We start from the raw sequence: 19,948 nt of genomic DNA, 5'->3' as shown, positions 1-19,948 counted from the left end.
CACTGAAAGGGACCACCGCGTGGACCTGCGTCAATTCCTGGGCATCCTGCGTGGTCGTTGGAAGTTCATCATCAGCACGCTGGTGATCGGGACGATTGCCTCGGTCGGGCTCGTCCTCAACCTCTCGCCGGTCTACAGCTCGTCAGCGCGCGTGTTCGTCTCGACCCCGACCAACGGTCAGGCCGATCCCTACGCAGCCACGGTGTTCGCGGCCCAGCGCATCGCCTCCTACGCCGACCTCGCCACCGATCCCACGGTGCTGCAGAAGGTCATCGACCGGCTCGGCCTCAAGGTGACCCGCGAAGAGCTCGCCGGCGACATCTCGGCGACCGTCGTCCCGCAGACCTTGATCCTGCAGATCACCGCCAAGGCCGCGTCACCGCAGCTGGCCCAGGACATCGCCGGGGCCGAGAGCGAGGAGATCGTCGATCTCGTCAAGGAGATCGAGAAGCCGGCCGACACCAACCTCTCGGCGGCGATCGTCGCCAGAGTCACGGGCAAGGCATCGTTCAACCCCAATCCGATCGCACCGACAGTCGTGCTCGACATCATCGTGGGCATCATGCTGAGCCTGTTCATCGGCGTGGCCGGAGCGGTCCTGCGTGACCTGCTCGACACGACGGTCAAGACGCGCCAGGACGTGGAGCTCGCGACCGGCAATGCGGTCATGGCGACCCTACCGTTCGACCCGACGGTCAAGAAGGATCCGCTCACCAGGGACGACACCGGGTCCCTCAGCGAGGCGTTCAAGGTGCTGCGGACCAACCTGCAGTTCGCCAACCTCGACGCGAGCCGGCAGATGATCGTGGTCTCCAGCGCTCTGCCCGACGAGGGCAAGACGCTCGTCGCCACCAACCTCGCCGTCTCGATGGCCAAGTCCGGCCGCTCGGTCCTGCTGATCGACGCCGACATGCGCAACCCCAACGTCGCCGACCTGCTCGGCCTCGAGAACTCGGTCGGCGTCATCACGGTGCTGATCGGCCGCTCCACGCTCGAGCACGCGATCCAGGAGCATTCCACCGGCGTGCACTTCCTGGGCACCGGCCCGCGTCCGCCCAACCCTGCCGAGGTCCTCGACACGCAGGCGATGCGCGACCTGCTCGCTCATGCGCGTTCGCAGTACGACGTCGTCATCATCGACGCGCCGCCGCTGCTGCCGGTCGCCGACACCGCGATCCTCATGACGGAGGTCGACGGGGCGCTGCTGCTGGCCCGCTACGGCTCGACCGGTCGCGAGCAGCTCCGGCTGGCCGTGTCCCGCATCGAGGCCGTCGGCGGTCGCCTGTTCGGCACGGTGCTCAACCGCACCCCGCGCCGGGCGAGCACTGACGGCTACGGCTACTACGGATATGGCTACGGCGTTCCCTATGAGATCGACAAGGGGAAGGTGAAGGTCAAGGTCAAGGAATCCGAGACCGCCCTGACCCGGACGGGTCGACGGGCGAAGCGATGAGCTTCGACGGCGCTCCGTTCGCGGCGCCGGCTCGCGACCCGAACGTCGATCCCAGGGACGTGCCGCACCCGCATCCCCTCGGGATGCGGGTGTGGCCCGTCGCCCTCACGGCAGTGCTGATGCTCGGCCTTCTCCCGCTGGGGTTGAAGTCCATTCCCGGCGCGATCTTCGCGATGGGCGTGACGCTCTTCCTCACGGCGCTGTTCGCCTTCGGCATCGAGAAGGTCGGCTCGGGCCTCGTCATCGCCGGCATGTTCTTCGCTCCCATGACCGCCCTGACGATGCCTGGCGGCGCCAGCTTCATCACGGCCTCCGACCTGCTGATGGTGGTCGGGTTCGGTCTGCTCTTCCCCGTCCTGGTGACCCAGCCGCTGCACGTGCCCTGGACGTTTGCGTTGGGCGCTGCGGCGTTCTTCGTGGTCGGCTGCGTCTCGTCCCTCGCATCGGTGTTCGCCTTCGGCAGCCTCAACATCCTCCTGCGCGTGCTGGCGGCGACGGTCATCCTGCCGCTGCTGTTCGTGTGGTGGGCGCCTCGCGGACGACGGCTCGTGTCCCTCGCCGGCGCCTACGTGCTCGGCGTGGTGCTGAGCCTTGCGTACGGCCTGCTGAACGGCCCGCTGCCGGAGAACAACCGCTACACGGGCCTCTCGGAGCAGCCGACCGCGTTCGGCTACTCGGGCCTCCTGGCCGTGTGCTTCCTGCCGTTCCTCTATCAGGTCGTACGGCCCTCCCGCCGGTGGCTGGTGCTCGGGTCGGGGGTCCTGTGCCTCGCCGTCATCTGGTTCAGCGGCAGCCGTGGTCCCTTGGTGGTCGTCGCCTTTCTCGCCCTCATGTACCCCGCCCTCGAGCGCTCGCTCAAGGTGGCCGGAGCGCTGGCGTTCGGCGGCATCTTCGTCGTCGCCAACCTCGATCGGATCCTCAACGACAAGGGCGGCAGCAACGCCCTCTCCAGACTGCTCGGTGGCAGTGGCTCGCGATACTCCAACAACGAACGCAAGGAGGGCCTGGCCAACGCTCTCGAGGTCTTCCGGCACCACCCGCTCATCGGTGGCGGATGGGACTTCGACGTCATCCTCGCGCACAACATCTACGCCCAGGTCGTGGCCGCGATGGGAGTGCTGGGCCTCACGGCGTTCCTGTTCATCATCTGGTCGTTCGTCGCGCCGCTGTTCACGACGCCGCGGCCGTACCGCCTGCTCTGCTACCCGGCGCTTGCCTACGTCGTTGCTGGACCCATCACGCCCAACGTCGGCAGCCGCTACGTCGGGGTGACGCTGGCGATGTCGTTCGTGGTGGCGAGCATGCGTGAGGCGGGCGATCCCGCCGTGGTGTCGGACGAGGCACGCGAGAGATCCACGGCGTGACGAGGCTTCCAGCGCCCCTGCAGCCCGTCTGGCCACTGGCCAAGCGTCTCCATCGCTTCACCTCGCTGCTGTCGGGCATGGCCTTTCGGCGGGTGTCCTTCCTGTGCGGACGGCGGGGCGTCCCCCGCAGGGCGTCGAGCCGGTCGGCCCTCACGGCCGAGGCCGAACCCGGGTCCGTCGTCCTGCACCGGGCGGGAGAGGCCGAAGCCATCGACCGGGCGTTGCCGACCGGCAGCCCGCGGCACCACCCCGTCTATGCAGCGGCGGCCTCGTTCGTCGTCCCGGCGCCCTTCGTGCTCGATCTCGCCGACGGGATCGTCGCCGGTGACTTCGGTGCGCACATCACGCAGGCACAGTCGCTCGACTTCGAGACCAGCCCCTACTTCGGGGTCGCGGACTGGCGGGAGCACCCGGTGTTCCTGCGACCGACCCTGCCGCGCACGGAGCACGTCGCCGGCACGGTGGTGTCGCTCGCGACCCGGGGAGGCGGCAACAGCTACTACCACTTCCTGCTCGACGTCCTGCCGCGCTGGGGGATCGTGGAGAGGGTGCTCTCGGGGACGCAGCCGGACGCGCTCTACCTGCCCACGCAGGCGCGTTACCACCGCGAGCTCCTGGCGCTGACGGGCCTCGACCAGCACACGATCATCCCGTCGGGCAAGCGCCGGGCCGTCCGGGCCGACCGGCTGCTGGTGCCGTCCCAGCCCAATCCGGAGGAAGTCGCTCCCCGCTGGGCGGTCGACTGGTTGCGCCGCCAGCTCCCGCCCGAGAACACCGCCGACAAGCCCTCGCGCATCTTCGTCACGCGGGGCAACGGCCGCAACACGCGGCGTCTGGTGCAGGAGCCTGCGGTATGGCCCCTGCTGGAGCAGCGTGGCTTCGTGCGGATCGATCCGGGTGCGATGTCCGTACGCGACCAGATCGACCACTTCGCGGCGGCTGACGTCATCGTCGGCATCCACGGCGCGGCCCTGACCAACCTGCTGTTCGCCAAGGCCGGCGTCAAGGTCCTCGAGCTGTTCCAGTCGACGTACGTCAAGCACTGCTTCTGGGCGATCACCGATGACATCGACGGCTCGACCTATCGCTACCTGATCAGCGGCGAGCCGCCGCCGCCAGGCAAGGATCTCCTCGGGATCCAGACCGACATCGAGGTCGAGCCGGAGGTCGTCATCGCGGCGGTCGACGACCTGCTGGCGTCCTGACCGACGACGTCAGCGGGCGAGTCGCCGGCCGAGCTTGTGCTTGGCGTTGACCTCGGCCTGCCACCGAAGCGCGGTGTCCTCCAGCGACTGGGCCTTCGCGTCGCTCAGGCTGTCGAACAGGTTGTGCTTCTCGTGCGGATCGGCGACCACGTCGTAGTACTGGGGGCGCTTGTAGCCGAAGAAGTAGATGTACTTGTGGTTGCCGTCGATCAAGGACACGCACTGGTCGGTGTCCCAGCAGGAGGTGACGAGTGGCTGTGGCGCCCGGTCCGGATGACGGATCGACGCTCCGCGGTAGGTGCCGCCCTCGATCTTGTAGCCCAGGAGGTCGGCGAGGGTCTGCAGCGTGGACATGTTCGTGACGGGGGCAACCTGACGGGCCCCGTCGGTCCAGTCGTGGGGTGCGTGGATCACGTACGGGATCTGGATGCCCTCGTTCCAGATGGTGTCGTTGTGCAGGCGACGACCGTGCTCGCGGAACCCTTCGCCGTGGTCGCCCATGATCACGAAGATCGTGTTGTCGTACAGCCCCAGTCGTTTGAAGCCGTCGATCACCTTGCCGACGAAGCGGTCCTGGTAGCGGACCGCGTTGAGGTAGTTGTTCTCGGTCTTGTCGTCGACGTAGTGCTTCATCTTCCAGTCCTTGGGCAGGACGTACTCCGAGTGGGCCGTCAACGTCATGTACTCGAGCGAGAAGGGGCGGTTCCTGTGCGCGGCCGCCCATGCGAGGCTCGGTTCGAGCATGATGTCGTCCTCGTAGCCGAGGGTGTTGGTCTTGTAGAACCCCTTCTTGCGGTACGACTCGAGGGCGAAGAACTTCTGGTAGCCGAACGCCTTGACGACCTTGGGACGGTTCTCGAAGTTGCGGGTGGCGCTCTGGAAGAACGCGGTCGCGTAGCCCTGCTCGCCCAGCAGTGTCGGCAGGCACTTCGCCGCGAGACCGCCCGGCTCAGCCTCGCTGTTGACGGTGTCGAGAGGTGGCTCGACCCCGCAGTTGGAGGCGACGAGGGACTTCGTGGTGTGCGGCATGGCGGTGTAGGCGCGCTCGGCGACCAGGCTGTTCTTGGCGATCTTCGACAGGTTGGGGGTCGTGTCGAGCTGAGGGCTGCCGAGTGTCGTGGACTTCCAGCTCTGGGACTCCAGGACGATCTGGACGACGTTGTACTTCTTCGTCCGCGGGGTCGCCGCGAGCGTGGTGTCGATCGGCAGGTCGGCGCGGGTCGGCTGCACGAAGCCTTCGGGTGGCCCGTCCAGCTGCTTCTTGGTCACGTCGATGCCGATGCTGACGACACGGTTGCGGGTGAAGTTGGTGTTGCCCTGCCCGTTGGGGAGGGCCGAGGTGGCGAGCAGGGCTGCGGTCAGGCCCAGGGCGACCGCGATGACCGTGCCCCGACGCGAGGCCGGCGGGGTGGTGGGTTCCTGGTGGAGCCACCTGGGCTTGAACCTGCGGTTGACGATGACGGGGAACAGGTTGGCGACGATGATGCCGATGAGTGCCAGCACCGGGACGAACGAGGCCACCTCCGCCTCGATGATCTTCAACATCTCGATCTGGAAGATGAGCTTCACGAGCGCGAACGAGTTCGCGTTGAGCATGACGTCGAGCAGCAGGTAGTAGAGCTCGGTCAGGATCACGAGGAAGGCGAGGAACGTGAACGTCAGGTGGAAGCAGAACACGGCGATGCGTCGTGCACGCCGCCCACGGATGACCGCGAAGACGCCGATCCAGAACGTGATCAGGGCGAGGTAGAAGAAGACGCTCGACGACATCTGTGCCAGCCACGACCACGACCCGAACGTCGTCCCGTTGGCCTCGGTGCTCCCGGTGATCCGCGTGCTGACGCACACCAGGTCGACCAGTCCGAGCGGAACCAGCAGGAGCAGGATGTACGCCCAGTGGCCCGGAGCGAGGAGCGAAGCGATTCTGCCGCGGCCTGAGGGCTGCGTCTGAGGGTCGTCGATGCTGGTCACGGGGTGAGAGTCTAGCCAGCGATTCTGGGCGTACGACGCGTTGTCACGTGAACGTCACACGCGAGTCCTTTGAATGCGGGATCTCTCCGAAGGTGTCGGGCTAGGATCTGTCCCCGTGACAACTCTCGGCCAGTCGCTCGACTCCAGGCACAACAGCGTCAACGCGATACGGCTCTTCTTCGCGACATCCATCCTCTTTCTGCATGCGCTGCCCCTCGGCGGCTACATGGACATGCCGACGTTCATCTTCTCGGACACGATCGGCACCTACATGCTGGCCGGGTTCTTCGCGATCTCCGGCTACATGATCACCGCGAGCCGGCTGAGCTCGAGGTCCCTCGGCGACTACATGTGGCGCCGGGTCCTGCGCATCTATCCGGCCTGGATCGCCTCGCTCGTGCTGGTCGGGTTCGTGCTCGGGCCGCTGTCCCGCCGCATCGAGGGCAAGCCGGGCTACGAGTGGTCGAGCGGCCTGTCGTACGTGACGGACAACTTCTTCTTCGTGCTCAAGCAGTTCGACGTGGTCGGGACCCTCGACAACGTGCCCGTGCCTGAGGTGTGGAACTTCTCGGCGTGGACCCTGTTCTACGAGTTCACCCTGTGGATCGGGATGGGCCTTCTGGTGACGGTCGTCGCCCGCCGCTACCTCCATTGGGGCATGTACCTGGGACTGGCGGTCTTCACCGCGATCAAGGTCGCCGACAAGCTGATGCTGTCGCAGTCGGTCCAGACCTTCGCCGCGACCGACAAGGCCGCGCGCGAGAGGGCCTACGAGCACGCGTCGTCGTTCGAGAAGCTCCTGACCATCGTGGAACCCCTGGCCCGCCTGGGCATCTTCTTCATGGCCGGCGCGATCCTCTACATCCACAAGGACAAGATCAGGATGTCGCCGGTCGTCGCGGCGGCCTGCGCGGTGATCTGCACCGTGCTGGCCCTCGACGGCATCGGCTGGTTCCACGTCATCGGCGCGCTGCCCTGGGCCTACCTCGTGATGTACCTGGGTTGCTCCAAGCGGCTCGCCGGGGTGAACTTCCCCGACGACTACTCCTACGGGATGTACATCTACGCGTTCCCCGTGACACAGATCGCCGCCACGATCGCGCTGGACCACCCCATGCCCGCCGTGGTGTTCCTCCCCCTGTGTCTCCTGATGACGGCGCCGCTGGCATGGCTCAGCTGGCACTACCTCGAGAAGCCGGCGATGACCTTGAAGCGACTGACCAAGGGGCGCGAGAAACCGATCATCGGCGCGTCGTGACCCGCGCCCCCGAGGTCACGTGCTGACGGGGAGCGAAGGCTGGCGAGGCGCCCACACGCCGGTGAGCCACGGCAGCGCCCGCATCCGGATGAGGGCCGTGCCCAGGGCGTACGGCACGAACAGTGCCAGCAGGAACTGGGGCCAGCTCCCCTCGGCCTCGGCGCCGCGCATGAGGAACAGGATGCAGGGGTGCAGGAACATCACGAAGGTCGCGGTCGACGCGGCCTCGGTGATGCCGGGCCGGACGGCCTTTGGCACGAACGGGTCGCAGGACTCGGCGAGCAGGATCAGCCCGAGCCCGATCAGGGCGCCGCTGACGAGACCGGCGATCGGGTAGCCGTACATCGAGTTCTTGATCTCGATGAGGTCGCCGTTGAGGTCGTGTGACGCGCCGAGAGCCACGGCGACCGCGCCGACGCCGACCAGTCCGAGCCCGACGAGCCCGGGCCGGTTGATGCGGTCGCGTCGGCGACGCAGCTCCTGACCCAGGACGATGAAGAGCATGCACGGCAGGGCCAGCGTCATCCCTAGCGGTCCGTACTTGAGGGCGAGCGGGGCCGTGCATGTGACGACGAGGGTGAGCACGATGACCAGCCAGGTGACGCGCCGTGAGTAACGCTCCAGGTAGCGCATGTAGACGGCCGCGAAGAACATCGTGGTGAAGAACCAGCAGGCGCTGAACGGTGCCACGGCGAACTTGCCCCCGTAGCCCACGCCGACGACCAGGGTGGCGGCGAACGCCGGGTCGTACTCGTGGAAGGCCCAGATGAAGTAGGGGATCGCGATCAGGGGAACCCACACGGCGTACGGGATCAACAGGCCCCGCCAGCGGTTGCGGACCTCGGTCGCCAGCGCTCGGTCCGCCTTCCACAGGTAACCGCTCAGCACGAAGAACACGGCGATCGCCCACGGGCACACGACCTGCGCGACGATCCCGTCGGGGTCGTACCAGGTGTGGCGCGCGACCACGCCGATGATCGCCACGACGCGGACCAGATCGATCGCCGCGCTGCGGGTCTTGGCCGAATTCATTGGACGATCATAAGACGCTCGTGTTGCCGCTGTCCGACGACTTGGCCCTCACACAGAGCGGCGGCGCCGATCCCCGGGGGAATGGCGCCGCCTGGCAAGCTGGCTCGGCTACCAGGCGTGCTGGATCGGAGTCGTCGGGGCCCCGTCTGAATCCCTGAGTGGGACGGAGTCCACGAGCAACGTTCCCATTGAGACGGGTGATCGCCGCGTGGGTACTGAGCTGCTTTGCCGCTGTGGAGTTGTCGAAGTTCTTGGTTCCTTGTCTACGCCAAAGGGCTGGACGACGCGAGGCCTACTGGGCCGTAACGTTGTGCGCTTTGCTTCACAATCTCGACGGGACGCGGTGCTTGCGGCGTGACACCAGGGCGACGGTGATCGCGCCGACGGCGCTGGCGACGACCGTGACCGCGGCCGCCTTGCCGACCTTGGTGTGCAGGCCGAGGCGCCGGCGCAGGGCGACGGGCCGGCGGAAGGCCAGGATCGGCCAGCCGTTGTCCTCGGCGATGCGGCGCAGTGCCTTGTCCGGATTGACCGCGTACGGATGGCCGACGGCCTGCAGCATCGGCGCGTCGGTCTCGGAGTCTGAGTAGGCGTACGACTCGGCGAGGTCGTAGCCGCGCTGGGCGGCCAGCTGCTCCATCGCGACGGCCTTGTTCGGCCCGTACGCATAGAAGTCGACGTCGCCGGTGTAGCGGCCGTTCTCGACGTAGAGGGTCGTGGCGATGACGTGGTCGACGCCCAGCATCTCGCCGATCGGCTCGACGACCTCGGTGCCCGACGCCGAGACGATCACGACGTCGCGGCCGGCCGCCTGGTGCTCCTCGATGAGGTCGACGGCCTCCTCGTAGACGAGCGGGTCGATGATCGAGTGCAGCGTCTCGGCGACCGACTGGCGGACCACCTCGACGTCCCAGCCGGTGACCATCTGGGTCAGGTAGGCGCGCATCTTCTCGAGCTTGTCGTGGTCGGCGCCGTTGAGCGCGAACATGAAGTTGGCGTACGCGCTGCGGAGCACCGCGCGGCGGCTGAGGAGTCCGCCCTGGAAGAAGGGCTTGCTGAAGGCGAGCGTGCTCGACTTGGCGATGATCGTCTTGTCCAGGTCGAAGAATGCGGCTGACCTCGTGGGGCTCACCCGTTCAGGATAGGCGGGTCCACATCCCGCAGGTCCGCGATTGGTCGTCCACAGGCTCCCGCGCGCCGGTTCCGGGTGGGCTGGTGGACGGCGACAGTCGTACCTATGCCTGACCTCGCCGCCCCGTTGATCGCCACCGCTGACGAGCTCCTGCTGGACGACGCGCTCCGGTGGTGTGCCGCGGTCGGCGCAGTGCCCGACGTGGCGCCCGACCTCACGGGCACCCGACGGTCGTGGCGGCGCGCCTCGGCCGTGATCGTGGGCGAGGACCTGGCGGGCGACCTGGCCCGCGCCGCGCTGCCGCGGCGGGAGCACGTGCTCCTGCTGGCGAGGGAGCCGTCCCAGTGGTGGCCCGATGCGGTCGCCCTGGGTGCCGTCGCGGTGTGCGGCCCGGACGAGGAGGACCGCATCCTCGAGGCGTTGGCGGCCGCCCTCGACGGGCGCGGCGAGGCGTGCCTGGTCAGCATGGTCGGTGGCTCGGGCGGCGTCGGCGCCTCGACCTTGGCCGTGGTGCTCGGTCTCGCGGCACAACGACGCGGGCTGCGGTCGCTGCTGTTCGACGCGGATCCCCTCGGGGGCGGTCTCGAGCTCCTGATGGGTGCCGAGCGCGCCGAGGGACTGAGGTGGCACGACTTCGACGCGACGCACGGCCGGCTCAGCGCCGGCTCCCTCGCCGACGTGCTGCCGGTGCACCACGGTGTCTCGACGTTGTCGTGGGACCGGTCGAGCACCACGCTCCTGCCGGCGGCGGTGCCCTCTGTCCTCACCGCGGCGGTGCGTGGTTTCGACCTGGTGGTCGCCGATGTGCCGCGTCACCTCGACGAGTCGGGTGCCGACATCGTCGGGCGGTCGGTCCTCACGGTGCTGGTCGTCGCCGAGGACGTCTGTGGAGTCGGTGCTGCGAGACATGTCCTCGACCGCCTGCAGCAGATGGCGTCGTCGATCGTCGTGGTCACGGTCAGTCGAGCCGGAGGCATCGGACCAGCCGCAGTCTCCGACGCCCTGGGCCTGCCGGTCCTGGCCCGTCACCGCGTCGACCGTCGCGTACGTGCCGCGGTCGACCGCGGGATGGGTCCGGGTCGATCACGCGCCGCCCGCCGTACTGCGACGGCTCTGCTCGACACGTTGGGGCTGGAGAAGGCATGACCGAGCGCCAGCGAGAGAACCATGAGTGACGTGCCGATCCTGGAGCGGGTGCGGCGGCGGTTGGCTGCCGGCACCGCGGAAGCGACACCGGCGAGCGTCGCGGCAGCCTTGCGTGCTGAGCACCACGTGGCCGGCAGCGCCACGGTCCTGGCGCTCGTCGACCAGCTCCGCAGCGAGACGAGGGGCGCGGGCCTGCTCGACCCGTTGCTGGCGACTCCCGGTGTCACCGACGTCCTGGTCAACGGCCCCGACGGGGTCTACCTCGATCGCGGCCGCGGTCTCGAGAGATCGTCCGTGCGGTTCGCCGACGAGGAGTCCGTGCGCCGGCTGGCCCAGCGGCTCGCGGCCCAGGCCGGACGGCGCCTGGATGATGCGAGCCCGTGGGTCGACGCCCGCCTCGCGGACGGCACCCGCCTGCACGCGGTGCTGGCGCCGTTGGCGCGACCCGGCACGTTGATCTCGATGCGGGTGCCGGCCCGGCGCAGCTTCACGCTGGCGGAGCTGAGGGCCGCGGGCTCCCTCACCGATGAGACCGCCGACGTCCTGAGGCGAGTCGTCGACTCGCGCGTCGCCTTCGTGGTGACGGGTGGCACGGGGTCGGGCAAGACCACGCTGCTGTCGGCCCTGCTTGCCGAGGTGGACCCGGATGAGCGACTGGTGGTCGTCGAGGACGCGACCGAGCTGCGGCCGGACCACCCGCATGTCGTCGGTCTCGAGGCGCGTCCGGCCAACGTCGAGGGCGCGGGTCTCGTCACGGTTCGTGACCTCGTACGCCAGGCGCTCCGGATGCGGCCCGACCGCCTCGTGGTCGGTGAGGTGCGTGGCGCCGAGGTCGTCGACCTGCTCGCCGCCCTCAACACCGGGCACGAGGGCGGGTGCGGCACGTTGCACGCCAACTCGACGCTCGACGTGCCGGCACGCTTCGAGGCACTCGGAGTGGCGGCGGGACTGCCACGAGAAGCCGTGCACAGCCAGCTCGCCGCGAGCCTCGACCTCGTCATCCACCTCGCTCGCGGACCTGACGGCATCCGCCGGGTGCAGCAGATCGCGGTGCTGGAGCGTCACGATGACGGCCTCGTCCGGTGTGTCCCTGCCGTCTCCGTCGCCCCGGACGGTGTGGAGGAGGGACCCGGTGCGGCGCGGCTCGAGCAGGTGCTGGAGTGACGGCGCTCGCGGCGGCGCTCGCAGCGTCATCGGTCTGGCTGTGGCGCCCGCCCGGGTCCTGGGTCGTACGTCATCGGTTGCGCCTCGACCGACCGGCCCGACGGGTGCGTCCTTGGGCTCTCGTGGCCGGTGCGCTGGTGGCGGTGCCCTGGGGTGCTGGGCGCGCCGACGTCGCCGGTCCCCACCTCGTCGTCGTCGCCGTCGCTGTGGGGGTTGCGGCGTTCGGGCTGCGGCAGTGGCGCCGTGCGGTGCGGCGCAGGCGACTCGGCGATCGACGCCGCCAGGTCGCGGAGGCAATCGGGCTGATGTCGGCCGAGCTGCGTGCCGGCATCCTGCCGCAACGTGCTCTCCAAGGGCTGGCTCCCGAGTTCCCGTTCCTGACGGCCGCCGCCCGCGCAGCCGACCTGGGCGGTGACGTGCCGGCCGCGCTGCGAGCGGCTGCCGACGAGTCCGGCGCGGAGCTGCTGGCTGAGCTTTCTGGCGCCTGGCTCGTGGCGGAACGCGCTGGAGCTCCGTTGTCGCGGGTGCTCGACCGGCTCGAGGAGACGGCGCGCGGTGAACTCGAGATCGAGCGCGAGGTCGAGTCCGGGCTCGCGCCGGCTCGCGCCACGGGTCGGCTGATGGCGGTGCTGCCGGTCTTCGGCCTCGCGCTGGGCTCAGGCATGGGTGGCGATCCGGTCGCCGTCCTCACGGGGACCTATCCCGGCGTGCTGTGTCTTGCCGCAGGATGCGCGCTCGCCTGCGTCGGAGTCGCCTGGGTCGAGCGCATCGCGTCGAGCGCCGAGGCGGAGGCATGATCTCGGCGATGCTTGCCGTACTCGCCGTCTGGTGCCTGGTTCCGGCCTCGACGACGGCTCGGACGCAGGAGCTGTTCGGCCAGCCGCGCAGGGGCGGCCGGATCGATCCGGCAATCATCGCCGCCGCGCTGACTCCCGTGGCCGCGTGCGTGGTGCTGGGTCTCCCGCTGGGGCCGCTGCTCGGCGTCGCCCTCGTCCCGGTCGTCCACCGGTCCATGAGCCGGCTCGAGACGGCGGCGGCCCGACGCAGGAGCGCTCAGCTGACCGCCCAGCTCCCCACAGCTCTCGACCTCATGGTCGCCGCGCTCGAGGTCGGGCGCCCGCCAGTGACGGCGTTCGAGTTGGCGGCCGCGGCGACGGCTGCTCCGCTGGGCGCCGACCTGAGCCTTGTGGCGGGCAGGTTGGCTGTCGCGGGCGACTCCGAAGCCGTGTGGCGTTCGCTCGCCCTCGACCCGACGCTCGCGCCCGTGGGTCGGGCGTTCCGTCGGGCGGCGGCGTCCGGCATGCCGGTGGCACAGGTGATCTCGGGTGTGGCCGACGACCTGCGTCGTGAACGCCGTGCGGCCCGGCGAGAGCGGAGCCGCAAGGTCGCCGTCCGCACGGCCGCTCCGCTGGGTGCCTGCTTCCTGCCGGCCTTCTTCCTCATCGGGATCGTGCCGACGATCATCGCCACCTTCCGCTCGTTCACCCTGTGATCCACAGCCGACCGGCTCCACGGCTCCTGTCCCCAGCCAGCAACCCGGCCCAGCAGCGCAGCGTCCACCGACCACATCTTCCTTTCGATTCATCCATTCATCGAAAGGACTCCACATGAAGCAGCTCCTGCGCCGTGCCGAGCGAGGCATGACGACCGCTGAGTACACCGTCGGCACTCTCGGTGCCTGCACGATCGGCGGCGTGCTCGTCAAGATCGGGCAGTCCCCGTGGTTCGGCGACCTCGTCAAGGACCTGATCGGGAAGATTCCCGACCTGCTCCCGTTCTGATCCGTTCGGCCCGGGGCGGTGTGACTCCGCCCCGGGCCCCGTCCACCGAAAGGCTTCACATGTCTCACCACGATGACCGCGGCATGGCGACCGCGGAATACACCGTCGGCACTTTGGGTGCCGTCTGCCTCGCCTTCACGCTCTACAAGTTCGGCGTCCTCGACGACAACCCGTGGATGCAGACCTTCAGGGACATCATCGAGCGGGCGCTGGGCTGGGGGACGTTGCGCGACGTGTTCGACGGTGTCCCGCGATTCGGCGTCAGGTTCTGATGAGGCGTGAACGCGGGATGGTCACCGCCGAGCTGGCGACGATCGTCCCGTTCGGGGTCGCGTTCGCGTTCCTGCTGCTGTGGGTCATCTCGTTGGGTCTGACCCAGATCCGGATCGCCGATGCCTCCCGGGAGGCCGCCCGCATGATCGCCCGCGGCGAGGGAGTCGGGGCCGCGAGCAAGGTGGCTCGCGCCCATGCCCCGGACGGCGCCAAGGTGTCGGTCGACACCGAGTCGGGCGTCGTCACGGTGACCGTCACGGCCAGGTCCCGGATGCCGTTGCCCTACTTCTCCAAGATCGGCTCGCAGACGATGGACTCCGCGTCGGTGGCCGCCGTGGAGTCACCGTGATCCGAGGCTCCGAGCGCGGAGCGGTGACCGTCCACGCCGCCGTCGTTGCCGTCATGCTCCTGGTGGCGGCGCTGATCATCACGGAGATGGCCGGACTGGTCAGGCTTCGTCACCGGGTCGCTGGTGCGGCCGACCTCGCGGCATTGGCCGCGACACAGGCCAGTGTCGCGGGCGAGGACGGGTGCGCGGCTGCTCGACGCATCGCAGGTCGCAACGACGCCGAGGTGCTGCACTGCCGCATGGACTTCGACGTCGCGACGATCACGACGAGAGCAACCAGTGGGACGTGGTGGGGGCACCGGTGGGCGGTCGAGCAGAAAGCGCGCGCCGCCCCCGACTTCTACTTGGGAGGCTCAGTGGGTGAGTGAGCATGGCTGGGCAGGTCACGCACGCGGGCCAGCGGAGTGAGCAGCACCGCGAGGGTCGAGATCAGGTGGATCGCGGCCATCACGGCGATGGTCGATCGCAGGCCGATCTGCTCGCCGAGGATGCCCGCCTTGGCAGCGGCGACCGGCATCGTGCCGAAGTGGTCAGGACTCCGGCGCGTCGGTCAGCAGTGCCTCGAGCAGGCGTACGGCGCCGGCCTTGTCGAGCGGCTCGTTGCCGTTGCCGCACTTGGGCGAGTAGACGCAGGACGGGCAGCCGGCCGAGCACTCGCACGCCACGATCGCGTCCCGGGTGACCCGCAGCCAGCGCGCCGCGAGCTCGTAGCCGCGCTCCGCGAAGCCCGCGCCGCCGGGATAGCCGTCGTAGACGAACACCGTCATGGTCCCGGTGTCGGCGTGCAGTGCCGTCGACACGCCGCCGATGTCCCAGCGGTCACAGGTCGCCAGCAGCGGCAGCAGGCCGATCGCCGCGTGCTCGGCGGCATGTGCCGCGCCGGGCACGTCACCGCTCTCGAACGTTGCTGCCACGGCGTCCGGCTCGAGGGTCCACCACACGGCCTTGGTCTGGAGCGTCCGAGCGGGCAGGTCGAGCAGCTCCTCGCCGAGGATGCCGCCGCCCGTCGTGCTGCGCTTCATGTAGGACACGACCTGGTTGACGACGTCGACCGAGCCGAACGACATCGCCGCCTTGCCCCACGGCGTCGTGCGCTCGGTCTCGGTCACCGTGATCTCGGTGACCGATCGCGCCATCGTCGAGTAGTCCGGGTCGTCGCGATGCACGACGGCCACACCGTGCTCGACGTCGTAGTCGTCGACGATGTGCACGTCGCCCTGATGGACGTACACGGCACCTTCGTGGACGGCGGAGTCGGCCGAGCCGGCGTCGACCGTGCCGATCAGGCGACCCGTCACGGCATCGACGATCTGCACCGGGGCGCCGCCGCTCGACCGGATGTCGGCGAGGTCGCTGGCGCGCTCGCGCTTGGTCCAGAACCAGCCGGCCGGGCGCTTGCGCAGCCAGCCGGCCGCCTCGAGCGCCTGCACGCCCTCGGCCGTACGCGGGCCGAACAGCGCGAAGTCGTCCTCGGTCAGCGGGAGCTCCTGCGCCGCCGCGGCCAGGTGCGGCCCCAGGACGTACGGGTTGTCGGGGTCGAACACCGATGCCTCCACCGGTGCGCCCAGCAGCGCCTCTGGATGATGGACGAGAAAGGTGTCGAGCGGATCGTCTCGAGCGACGAGGATGCCGATCGAGTCGCGGCCTGACCTCCCGGCCCGCCCGAACTGCTGCTGCAGGGCCGCACGTGTGCCGGGAAAGCCGACGCTGATGACGGCGTCGAGCCCGGCGACGTCGATGCCGAGCTCGAGGGCGTTCGTGCTGGCCAGACCCAGCAGGTCGCCGCTGCGCAGCCGTTGCTCGAGCTCGCGGCGCTCCTCAGGCAGGTAGCCGCCGCGGTACGTCGCGACCCGGGCGGCGAGCGCGGGGTCCACCTCTGCGAGCCGGCGCTGCGCGGTCGCGGCGACGGACTCCGCGCCGCGCCGCGAGCGTACGAACGCCAGCGTGCGGACCTTGCCGATCACGAGGTCCGTGAGCAGCTCACCGGCCTCGGTGGTGGCAGCACGACGTACGACTCCTTCGGTCGCATCGCCCGAGATCGGGTCACGGCCGGGCAGGAGCGGCGGCTCCCAGAGCGCGATCGTGCGGGCGGCGTGCGGCGAGGCGTCATCGGTGACGGGTACGACGTCGAGCCCCGTGAGCCGGCCTGCGAACACCTCGGGCTCGGCGACGGTCGCCGACGACAGGACGAACGTGGGGTCGGCGCCGTAGTAGGCACAGACCCGCCGCAGGCGCCGCAGGACGTGCGCGACGTGCGCGCCGAACACGCCTCGGTAGTGGTGACACTCGTCGACCACGACATGGCTCAACCCGCCGAGGACCCTGGCCCAACGAGCGTGCGCCGGGAGGATCGAGTGGTGCAGCGTGTCGGGGTTGGTCAGCAGATAGTTGGCGTGGTCGCGGGCCCAGACCCGCTCCTCGCGCGAGTTGTCACCGTCGACCGTCGCGGGCCGGGCGAACTCCCGTGCGCCGGACAGCCGGCGCAGCTGGTCGGCGGCGAGCGCCTTGGTCGGCGCGAGATAGAGCACTGTCGGCAGCCGGTTGCCTCGCAGGGCGCTGCCGCTCCGGCCCTCGGCGAGACCGGTCAACGCCGGCGCCTGGAAGGCAAGCGACTTGCCCGACGCCGTGCCGGTGGCGATCACGACGTGCCGCCCCTCGTGCACGTGGTGCAGCGCTTCGGCCTGATGCCCCCAGAGCGCGGTGATGCCCTCGGCCTCGTACATCGCGCGTACGGCCGGGTCGACCCAGTCGGGCCACGGCTCGACGACCGCTTCGCGTGCGGCGACCCGCTCGACGTGGGTCACCCGGTCGCCGTAGCGCAGCACGAGGTCGGCGGGGTCCACCTCGTGATTCTCCCAGACGGGTCCGCAGCGTCTCGCCCATCGGCGGGCCGCCCCGGATCGTGATTGAATGCAGGCGGAGAGGGTGCCCATGGAGCTGTCACTGACGTCGCGGACTGACGGCGACTTCGAGATCATCGAGGTCGGCGGAGAGATCGACGTCTACACCGCGCCCAAGCTCCGGGAGGCGATCGTGGCTGCCGTCGATGCCGGTCACACGCAGCTCATCATCGACGTGCAGAAGGTCGATTTCCTCGACTCCACGGGCCTCGGCGTCCTCGTGGGCGCGCTCAAGCGCGTACGCGCCGACGGTGGCTCGCTCGACATCGTGTGCACCCAGGAGCGCATCCTCAAGATCTTCGAGATCACGGGCCTCGACAAGGTCTTCGGTCTGCACACCTCGATCGACGAGGCCCGCACGACCCAGCCACTGTGATCCCGGTCGCACCGCTTCACAGGCCCTCCATGTAACCTGCGTCACGCGGTCTGGTCTCACCAGACCCGTTTTACGTCCTGCCTTACATCTGGAGGAATTTCATGGCGAACGCGACACTCGTTGCGGCAGCCAGTGACCTCGATCTCTCCAACGACAACACGATCATCGTGTCGATCGTTGCAGCCATCGGCGTCATTGCGCTGATCATGGCGGCGGTATTCCGCGCCGAAGTACTCAAGGCCTCAGAAGGCACCGAGAAGATGCAGGAGATCGGGCTCGCGGTCCAGGAGGGTGCCGCGGCATACCTCGGCCGCATGTTCAAGACTCTCGCGGTCTTCGCGGTCCTGGCCTTCGGGCTCCTGTTCCTGCTGCCCGGTGACGCCGAGATCAGGATCGGCCGCTCGCTGTTCTTCCTGATCGGCGCCGGATTCTCCGCGCTGATCGGCTACCTCGGCATGTGGCTCGCGACGCGCGCCAACATCCGGGTCGCCGCAGCCGCGCAGAACGAGGGTCGCGAGAAGGCCATGCGCATCGCGTTCCGCACCGGCGGCACGGTCGGCATGCTGACGGTGGGCCTCGGCCTCGTCGGCGCGTCGAGCGTCGTCCTGATCTACCAGGGTGACGCCCCCGACGTGCTCGAGGGCTTCGGCTTCGGCGCTGCCCTTCTCGCCATGTTCATGCGAGTCGGTGGCGGCATCTTCACCAAGGCCGCTGACGTCGGCGCCGACCTCGTCGGCAAGGTCGAGCAGAACATCCCCGAGGACGACCCGCGCAACGCTGCGACGATCGCGGACAACGTCGGCGACAACGTCGGCGACTGCGCCGGCATGGCAGCCGACCTCTTCGAGTCGTACGCCGTGACGCTGGTCGCCGCCCTGATCCTCGGATCGGTGGCGTTCGGTCAGGAAGGCCTCGTCTTCCCGCTCATCATCCCCGCCATCGGCGCCGTCACCGCGATCCTCGGTGTCTACATCACCCGGGCCCGCGTCGGCGAGAACGGACTCGCGGCGATCAACCGCTCGTTCTACATCTCGGCGGTCATCTCGGCGGTCGCGTCCGTCGCGGTGTCCTACATCTACCTGCCGAAGACGTTCGGCGAGCTGCACATCCCCAAGGCGACCGGTCTTGCCGGCCAGCTGTTCGGCAACCCGCTCGCCGGCTACGACGGCTGGGGCCCGCGCACCATTGCCTGGGTCGCGGTCCTCATCGGCATCGTGCTCGCCGCCTTGATCCTGGCCCTCACGGGCTACTTCACCGGCACCGAGACGCGGCCGGTCAAGGACGTCGGCAAGACGTCGCTGACCGGTGCCGCCACGGTGATCCTGTCCGGCCTGTCGGTCGGGTTCGAGTCGGCGGTCTACACCGCGCTGGTCATCGGTGCCGCTGTCTTCGGCGCGTTCCTGCTCGGCAGCGGCTCGATCATCGTGTCGCTGTTCGCCGTGTCGCTCGCCGGTTGTGGCCTGCTCACGACCGTCGGCGTCATCGTCGCGATGGACACGTTCGGTCCGGTCAGCGACAACGCGCAGGGCATCGCCGAGATGTCGGGCGACGTCGACGAGGAAGGCGCCAAGATCCTCACGGAGCTCGACGCTGTCGGCAACACCACGAAGGCCATCACCAAGGGCATCGCGATCGCCACGGCCGTCCTGGCTGCCACCGCGCTGTTCGGTGCCTTCACCGACAACATCAGGGATCAGCTCGTCGTGGTCCTGAACGACATCTCGGGCAACGCCAGCAAGGGGGAGTTCCTCCAGAACCTGTCGCTCAGTGACTCGCAGGTCCTGCAGGGCGTGCTCAACGTCGCCAACCCGCAGAACCTCGTGGGCCTGCTCATCGGTTCCGCCGTGGTGTTCCTGTTCTCCGGTCTGGCGATCAACGCCGTCGGTCGTGCGGCCGGCGCCGTGGTGTACGAAGTGCGCCGCCAGTTCAAGGAGATCCCGGGCATCATGGAGGGCACCGGTCGTCCCGAGTACGGCAAGGTCGTCGACATCTGCACGCGTGACTCGCTGCGTGAGCTGGCGACGCCGGGCATCCTCGCGATCTTCGCGCCGATCGCCGTCGGCTTCGGCCTCGGTGTCGGCCCGCTCGGCGCCTACCTCGCCGGTGCGATCGCGACCGGCACGCTGATGGCGGTGTTCCTCGCCAACTCCGGTGGTGCGTGGGACAACGCCAAGAAACTGGTCGAGGACGGCAACCACGGTGGCAAGGGATCGCCCGCCCACGAGGCGACGATCATCGGTGACACCGTCGGCGACCCGTTCAAGGACACCGCCGGACCGGCGATCAACCCGCTCCTCAAGGTCATGAACCTCGTGGCGCTGCTGATCGTGCCGCTGGTCATCAAGTTCACGTACGGCAACGACGAGAGCGAGTGGATCCGCTACTCGATCGCCGGCGTTGCTGCGGTGATCATCGCGGTCGCGGTCTACATCTCGAAGCGTCGCCCGATCGCGCTCGAGGCCGGGATCATCGACGAGCCCGAGCCGGAGACCGCTCCGGTCGCCTAGTCGCACGATCACCACGAACGGCGCAGACCTCCGGGTC

19 protein-coding genes are annotated in these 19,948 nt (G+C 69.0%); 14 read left to right on the top strand and 5 right to left on the bottom strand.

The genetic code is table 11. The features are described 5' to 3' along the window. The first annotated feature begins 19 nt into the window (after nt 1–19). Genes ASC61_RS04965 through ASC61_RS04955 form a run of 3 tightly spaced genes read left to right on the top strand, consistent with a single transcriptional unit; the run spans nt 20 to nt 4,022 of the window. Nucleotides 20–1,453, top strand: coding sequence for a polysaccharide biosynthesis tyrosine autokinase (locus tag ASC61_RS04965; RefSeq protein WP_056210080.1), 1,434 nt, complete (start codon nt 20–22; stop codon nt 1,451–1,453). Further along, entirely contained in the window at nt 1,450–2,817 is a 1,368-nt protein-coding gene (locus ASC61_RS04960) for an O-antigen ligase family protein (RefSeq protein WP_056210078.1), read from the top strand. The genes ASC61_RS04965 and ASC61_RS04960 overlap by 4 nt, the downstream gene beginning before the upstream one ends. Continuing rightward, nucleotides 2,814–4,022: a glycosyltransferase family 61 protein gene (locus ASC61_RS04955; RefSeq protein WP_056210075.1), complete on the top strand. Its 1,209-nt coding sequence runs from the start codon at nt 2,814–2,816 to the stop codon at nt 4,020–4,022. Before ASC61_RS04960 ends, ASC61_RS04955 begins: the two co-directional genes overlap by 4 nt. A 9-nt stretch (nt 4,023–4,031) precedes the next feature. Here the strand turns inward: ASC61_RS04955 and ASC61_RS04950 are convergent, their stop codons facing one another. Beyond that, the gene (locus ASC61_RS04950) at nt 4,032–5,993 is read right to left on the bottom strand and encodes an LTA synthase family protein (protein ID WP_056210071.1); all 1,962 of its coding nucleotides are present in this window, start codon (nt 5,991–5,993) and stop codon (nt 4,032–4,034) included. A 115-nt stretch (nt 5,994–6,108) separates the two neighbouring features. On the opposite strand from ASC61_RS04950, the gene ASC61_RS04945 reads away from it, so the two are divergent. Continuing rightward, entirely contained in the window at nt 6,109–7,251 is a 1,143-nt protein-coding gene (locus ASC61_RS04945; protein ID WP_056210069.1) for an acyltransferase family protein, read from the top strand. 15 nt (nt 7,252–7,266) lie between these two features. On the opposite strand, the gene ASC61_RS04940 is transcribed toward ASC61_RS04945, so the two are convergent. Next, nucleotides 7,267–8,283 (bottom strand): acyltransferase family protein, encoded by a 1,017-nt coding sequence (locus ASC61_RS04940; RefSeq protein WP_056210067.1) that lies wholly within the window; start codon nt 8,281–8,283, stop codon nt 7,267–7,269. A 322-nt stretch (nt 8,284–8,605) separates the two neighbouring features. Then, nucleotides 8,606–9,415, bottom strand: a complete 810-nt coding sequence (locus ASC61_RS04935) for an HAD family hydrolase (RefSeq protein ID WP_056210065.1) — start codon at nt 9,413–9,415, stop codon at nt 8,606–8,608. A 105-nt stretch (nt 9,416–9,520) separates the two neighbouring features. On the opposite strand from ASC61_RS04935, the gene ssd reads away from it, so the two are divergent. The 8 genes from ssd to ASC61_RS04900 all read left to right on the top strand — a co-directional run bounded on the left by ssd (nt 9,521) and on the right by ASC61_RS04900 (nt 14,496). Further along, the gene (ssd, locus tag ASC61_RS04930) at nt 9,521–10,561 is read left to right on the top strand and encodes a septum site-determining protein Ssd (RefSeq protein ID WP_056210063.1); all 1,041 of its coding nucleotides are present in this window, start codon (nt 9,521–9,523) and stop codon (nt 10,559–10,561) included. A 21-nt stretch (nt 10,562–10,582) separates the two neighbouring features. Beyond that, nucleotides 10,583–11,725 carry a TadA family conjugal transfer-associated ATPase gene (locus ASC61_RS04925; protein WP_056210060.1) on the top strand — a complete coding sequence of 381 codons (1,143 nt, stop codon included), beginning with the start codon at nt 10,583–10,585 and terminating at the stop codon, nt 11,723–11,725. Next, a complete protein-coding gene (locus ASC61_RS04920; RefSeq protein ID WP_082530467.1) occupies nt 11,722–12,522 on the top strand; it encodes a type II secretion system F family protein in 801 nt (266 codons plus the stop codon). Before ASC61_RS04925 ends, ASC61_RS04920 begins: the two co-directional genes overlap by 4 nt. A gap of 8 nt (nt 12,523–12,530) precedes the next feature. Then, on the top strand, nt 12,531–13,217 hold the full coding sequence (locus ASC61_RS04915) for a type II secretion system F family protein (protein WP_162243644.1): 687 nt from the start codon (nt 12,531–12,533) through the stop codon (nt 13,215–13,217). 115 nt (nt 13,218–13,332) lie between these two features. After that, the gene (locus ASC61_RS19310) at nt 13,333–13,506 is read left to right on the top strand and encodes a DUF4244 domain-containing protein (protein WP_082530465.1); all 174 of its coding nucleotides are present in this window, start codon (nt 13,333–13,335) and stop codon (nt 13,504–13,506) included. 59 nt (nt 13,507–13,565) lie between these two features. Then, a complete protein-coding gene (locus tag ASC61_RS04910) occupies nt 13,566–13,778 on the top strand; it encodes a DUF4244 domain-containing protein (RefSeq protein ID WP_082530464.1) in 213 nt (70 codons plus the stop codon). After that, nucleotides 13,778–14,128: a TadE family type IV pilus minor pilin gene (locus ASC61_RS04905; protein ID WP_157439383.1), complete on the top strand. Its 351-nt coding sequence runs from the start codon at nt 13,778–13,780 to the stop codon at nt 14,126–14,128. Before ASC61_RS04910 ends, ASC61_RS04905 begins: the two co-directional genes overlap by 1 nt. Further along, a complete protein-coding gene (locus tag ASC61_RS04900; RefSeq protein ID WP_056210049.1) occupies nt 14,125–14,496 on the top strand; it encodes an Rv3654c family TadE-like protein in 372 nt (123 codons plus the stop codon). The genes ASC61_RS04905 and ASC61_RS04900 overlap by 4 nt, the downstream gene beginning before the upstream one ends. Here the strand turns inward: ASC61_RS04900 and ASC61_RS19645 are convergent. Both ASC61_RS19645 and ASC61_RS04895 read right to left on the bottom strand, forming a co-directional pair. Continuing rightward, a complete protein-coding gene (locus ASC61_RS19645; protein WP_157439382.1) occupies nt 14,469–14,645 on the bottom strand; it encodes a hypothetical protein in 177 nt (58 codons plus the stop codon). The genes ASC61_RS04900 and ASC61_RS19645 overlap by 28 nt on opposite strands. Nucleotides 14,646–14,658: 13 nt before the next feature. Beyond that, the gene (locus tag ASC61_RS04895) at nt 14,659–16,971 is read right to left on the bottom strand and encodes a DEAD/DEAH box helicase (RefSeq protein WP_056210048.1); all 2,313 of its coding nucleotides are present in this window, start codon (nt 16,969–16,971) and stop codon (nt 14,659–14,661) included. 88 nt (nt 16,972–17,059) lie between these two features. Between ASC61_RS04895 and ASC61_RS04890 the strand changes: the two genes are divergently transcribed. Together ASC61_RS04890 and ASC61_RS04885 are read left to right on the top strand one after the other, a co-directional pair. Continuing rightward, nucleotides 17,060–17,404, top strand: coding sequence for an STAS domain-containing protein (locus tag ASC61_RS04890; RefSeq protein ID WP_056210046.1), 345 nt, complete (start codon nt 17,060–17,062; stop codon nt 17,402–17,404). 101 nt (nt 17,405–17,505) lie between these two features. Then, nucleotides 17,506–19,911, top strand: a complete 2,406-nt coding sequence (locus ASC61_RS04885) for a sodium-translocating pyrophosphatase (RefSeq protein ID WP_056210044.1) — start codon at nt 17,506–17,508, stop codon at nt 19,909–19,911. Nucleotides 19,912–19,948 lie beyond the last annotated feature (37 nt).

Origin of the sequence: Aeromicrobium sp. Root344 (assembly GCF_001425755.1) — a bacterium.
GTDB lineage: Bacteria > Actinomycetota > Actinomycetes > Propionibacteriales > Nocardioidaceae > Aeromicrobium.
Note: the sequence above shows the minus strand (reverse complement) of the source record. Positions and strands in the feature narration are given on the sequence as shown.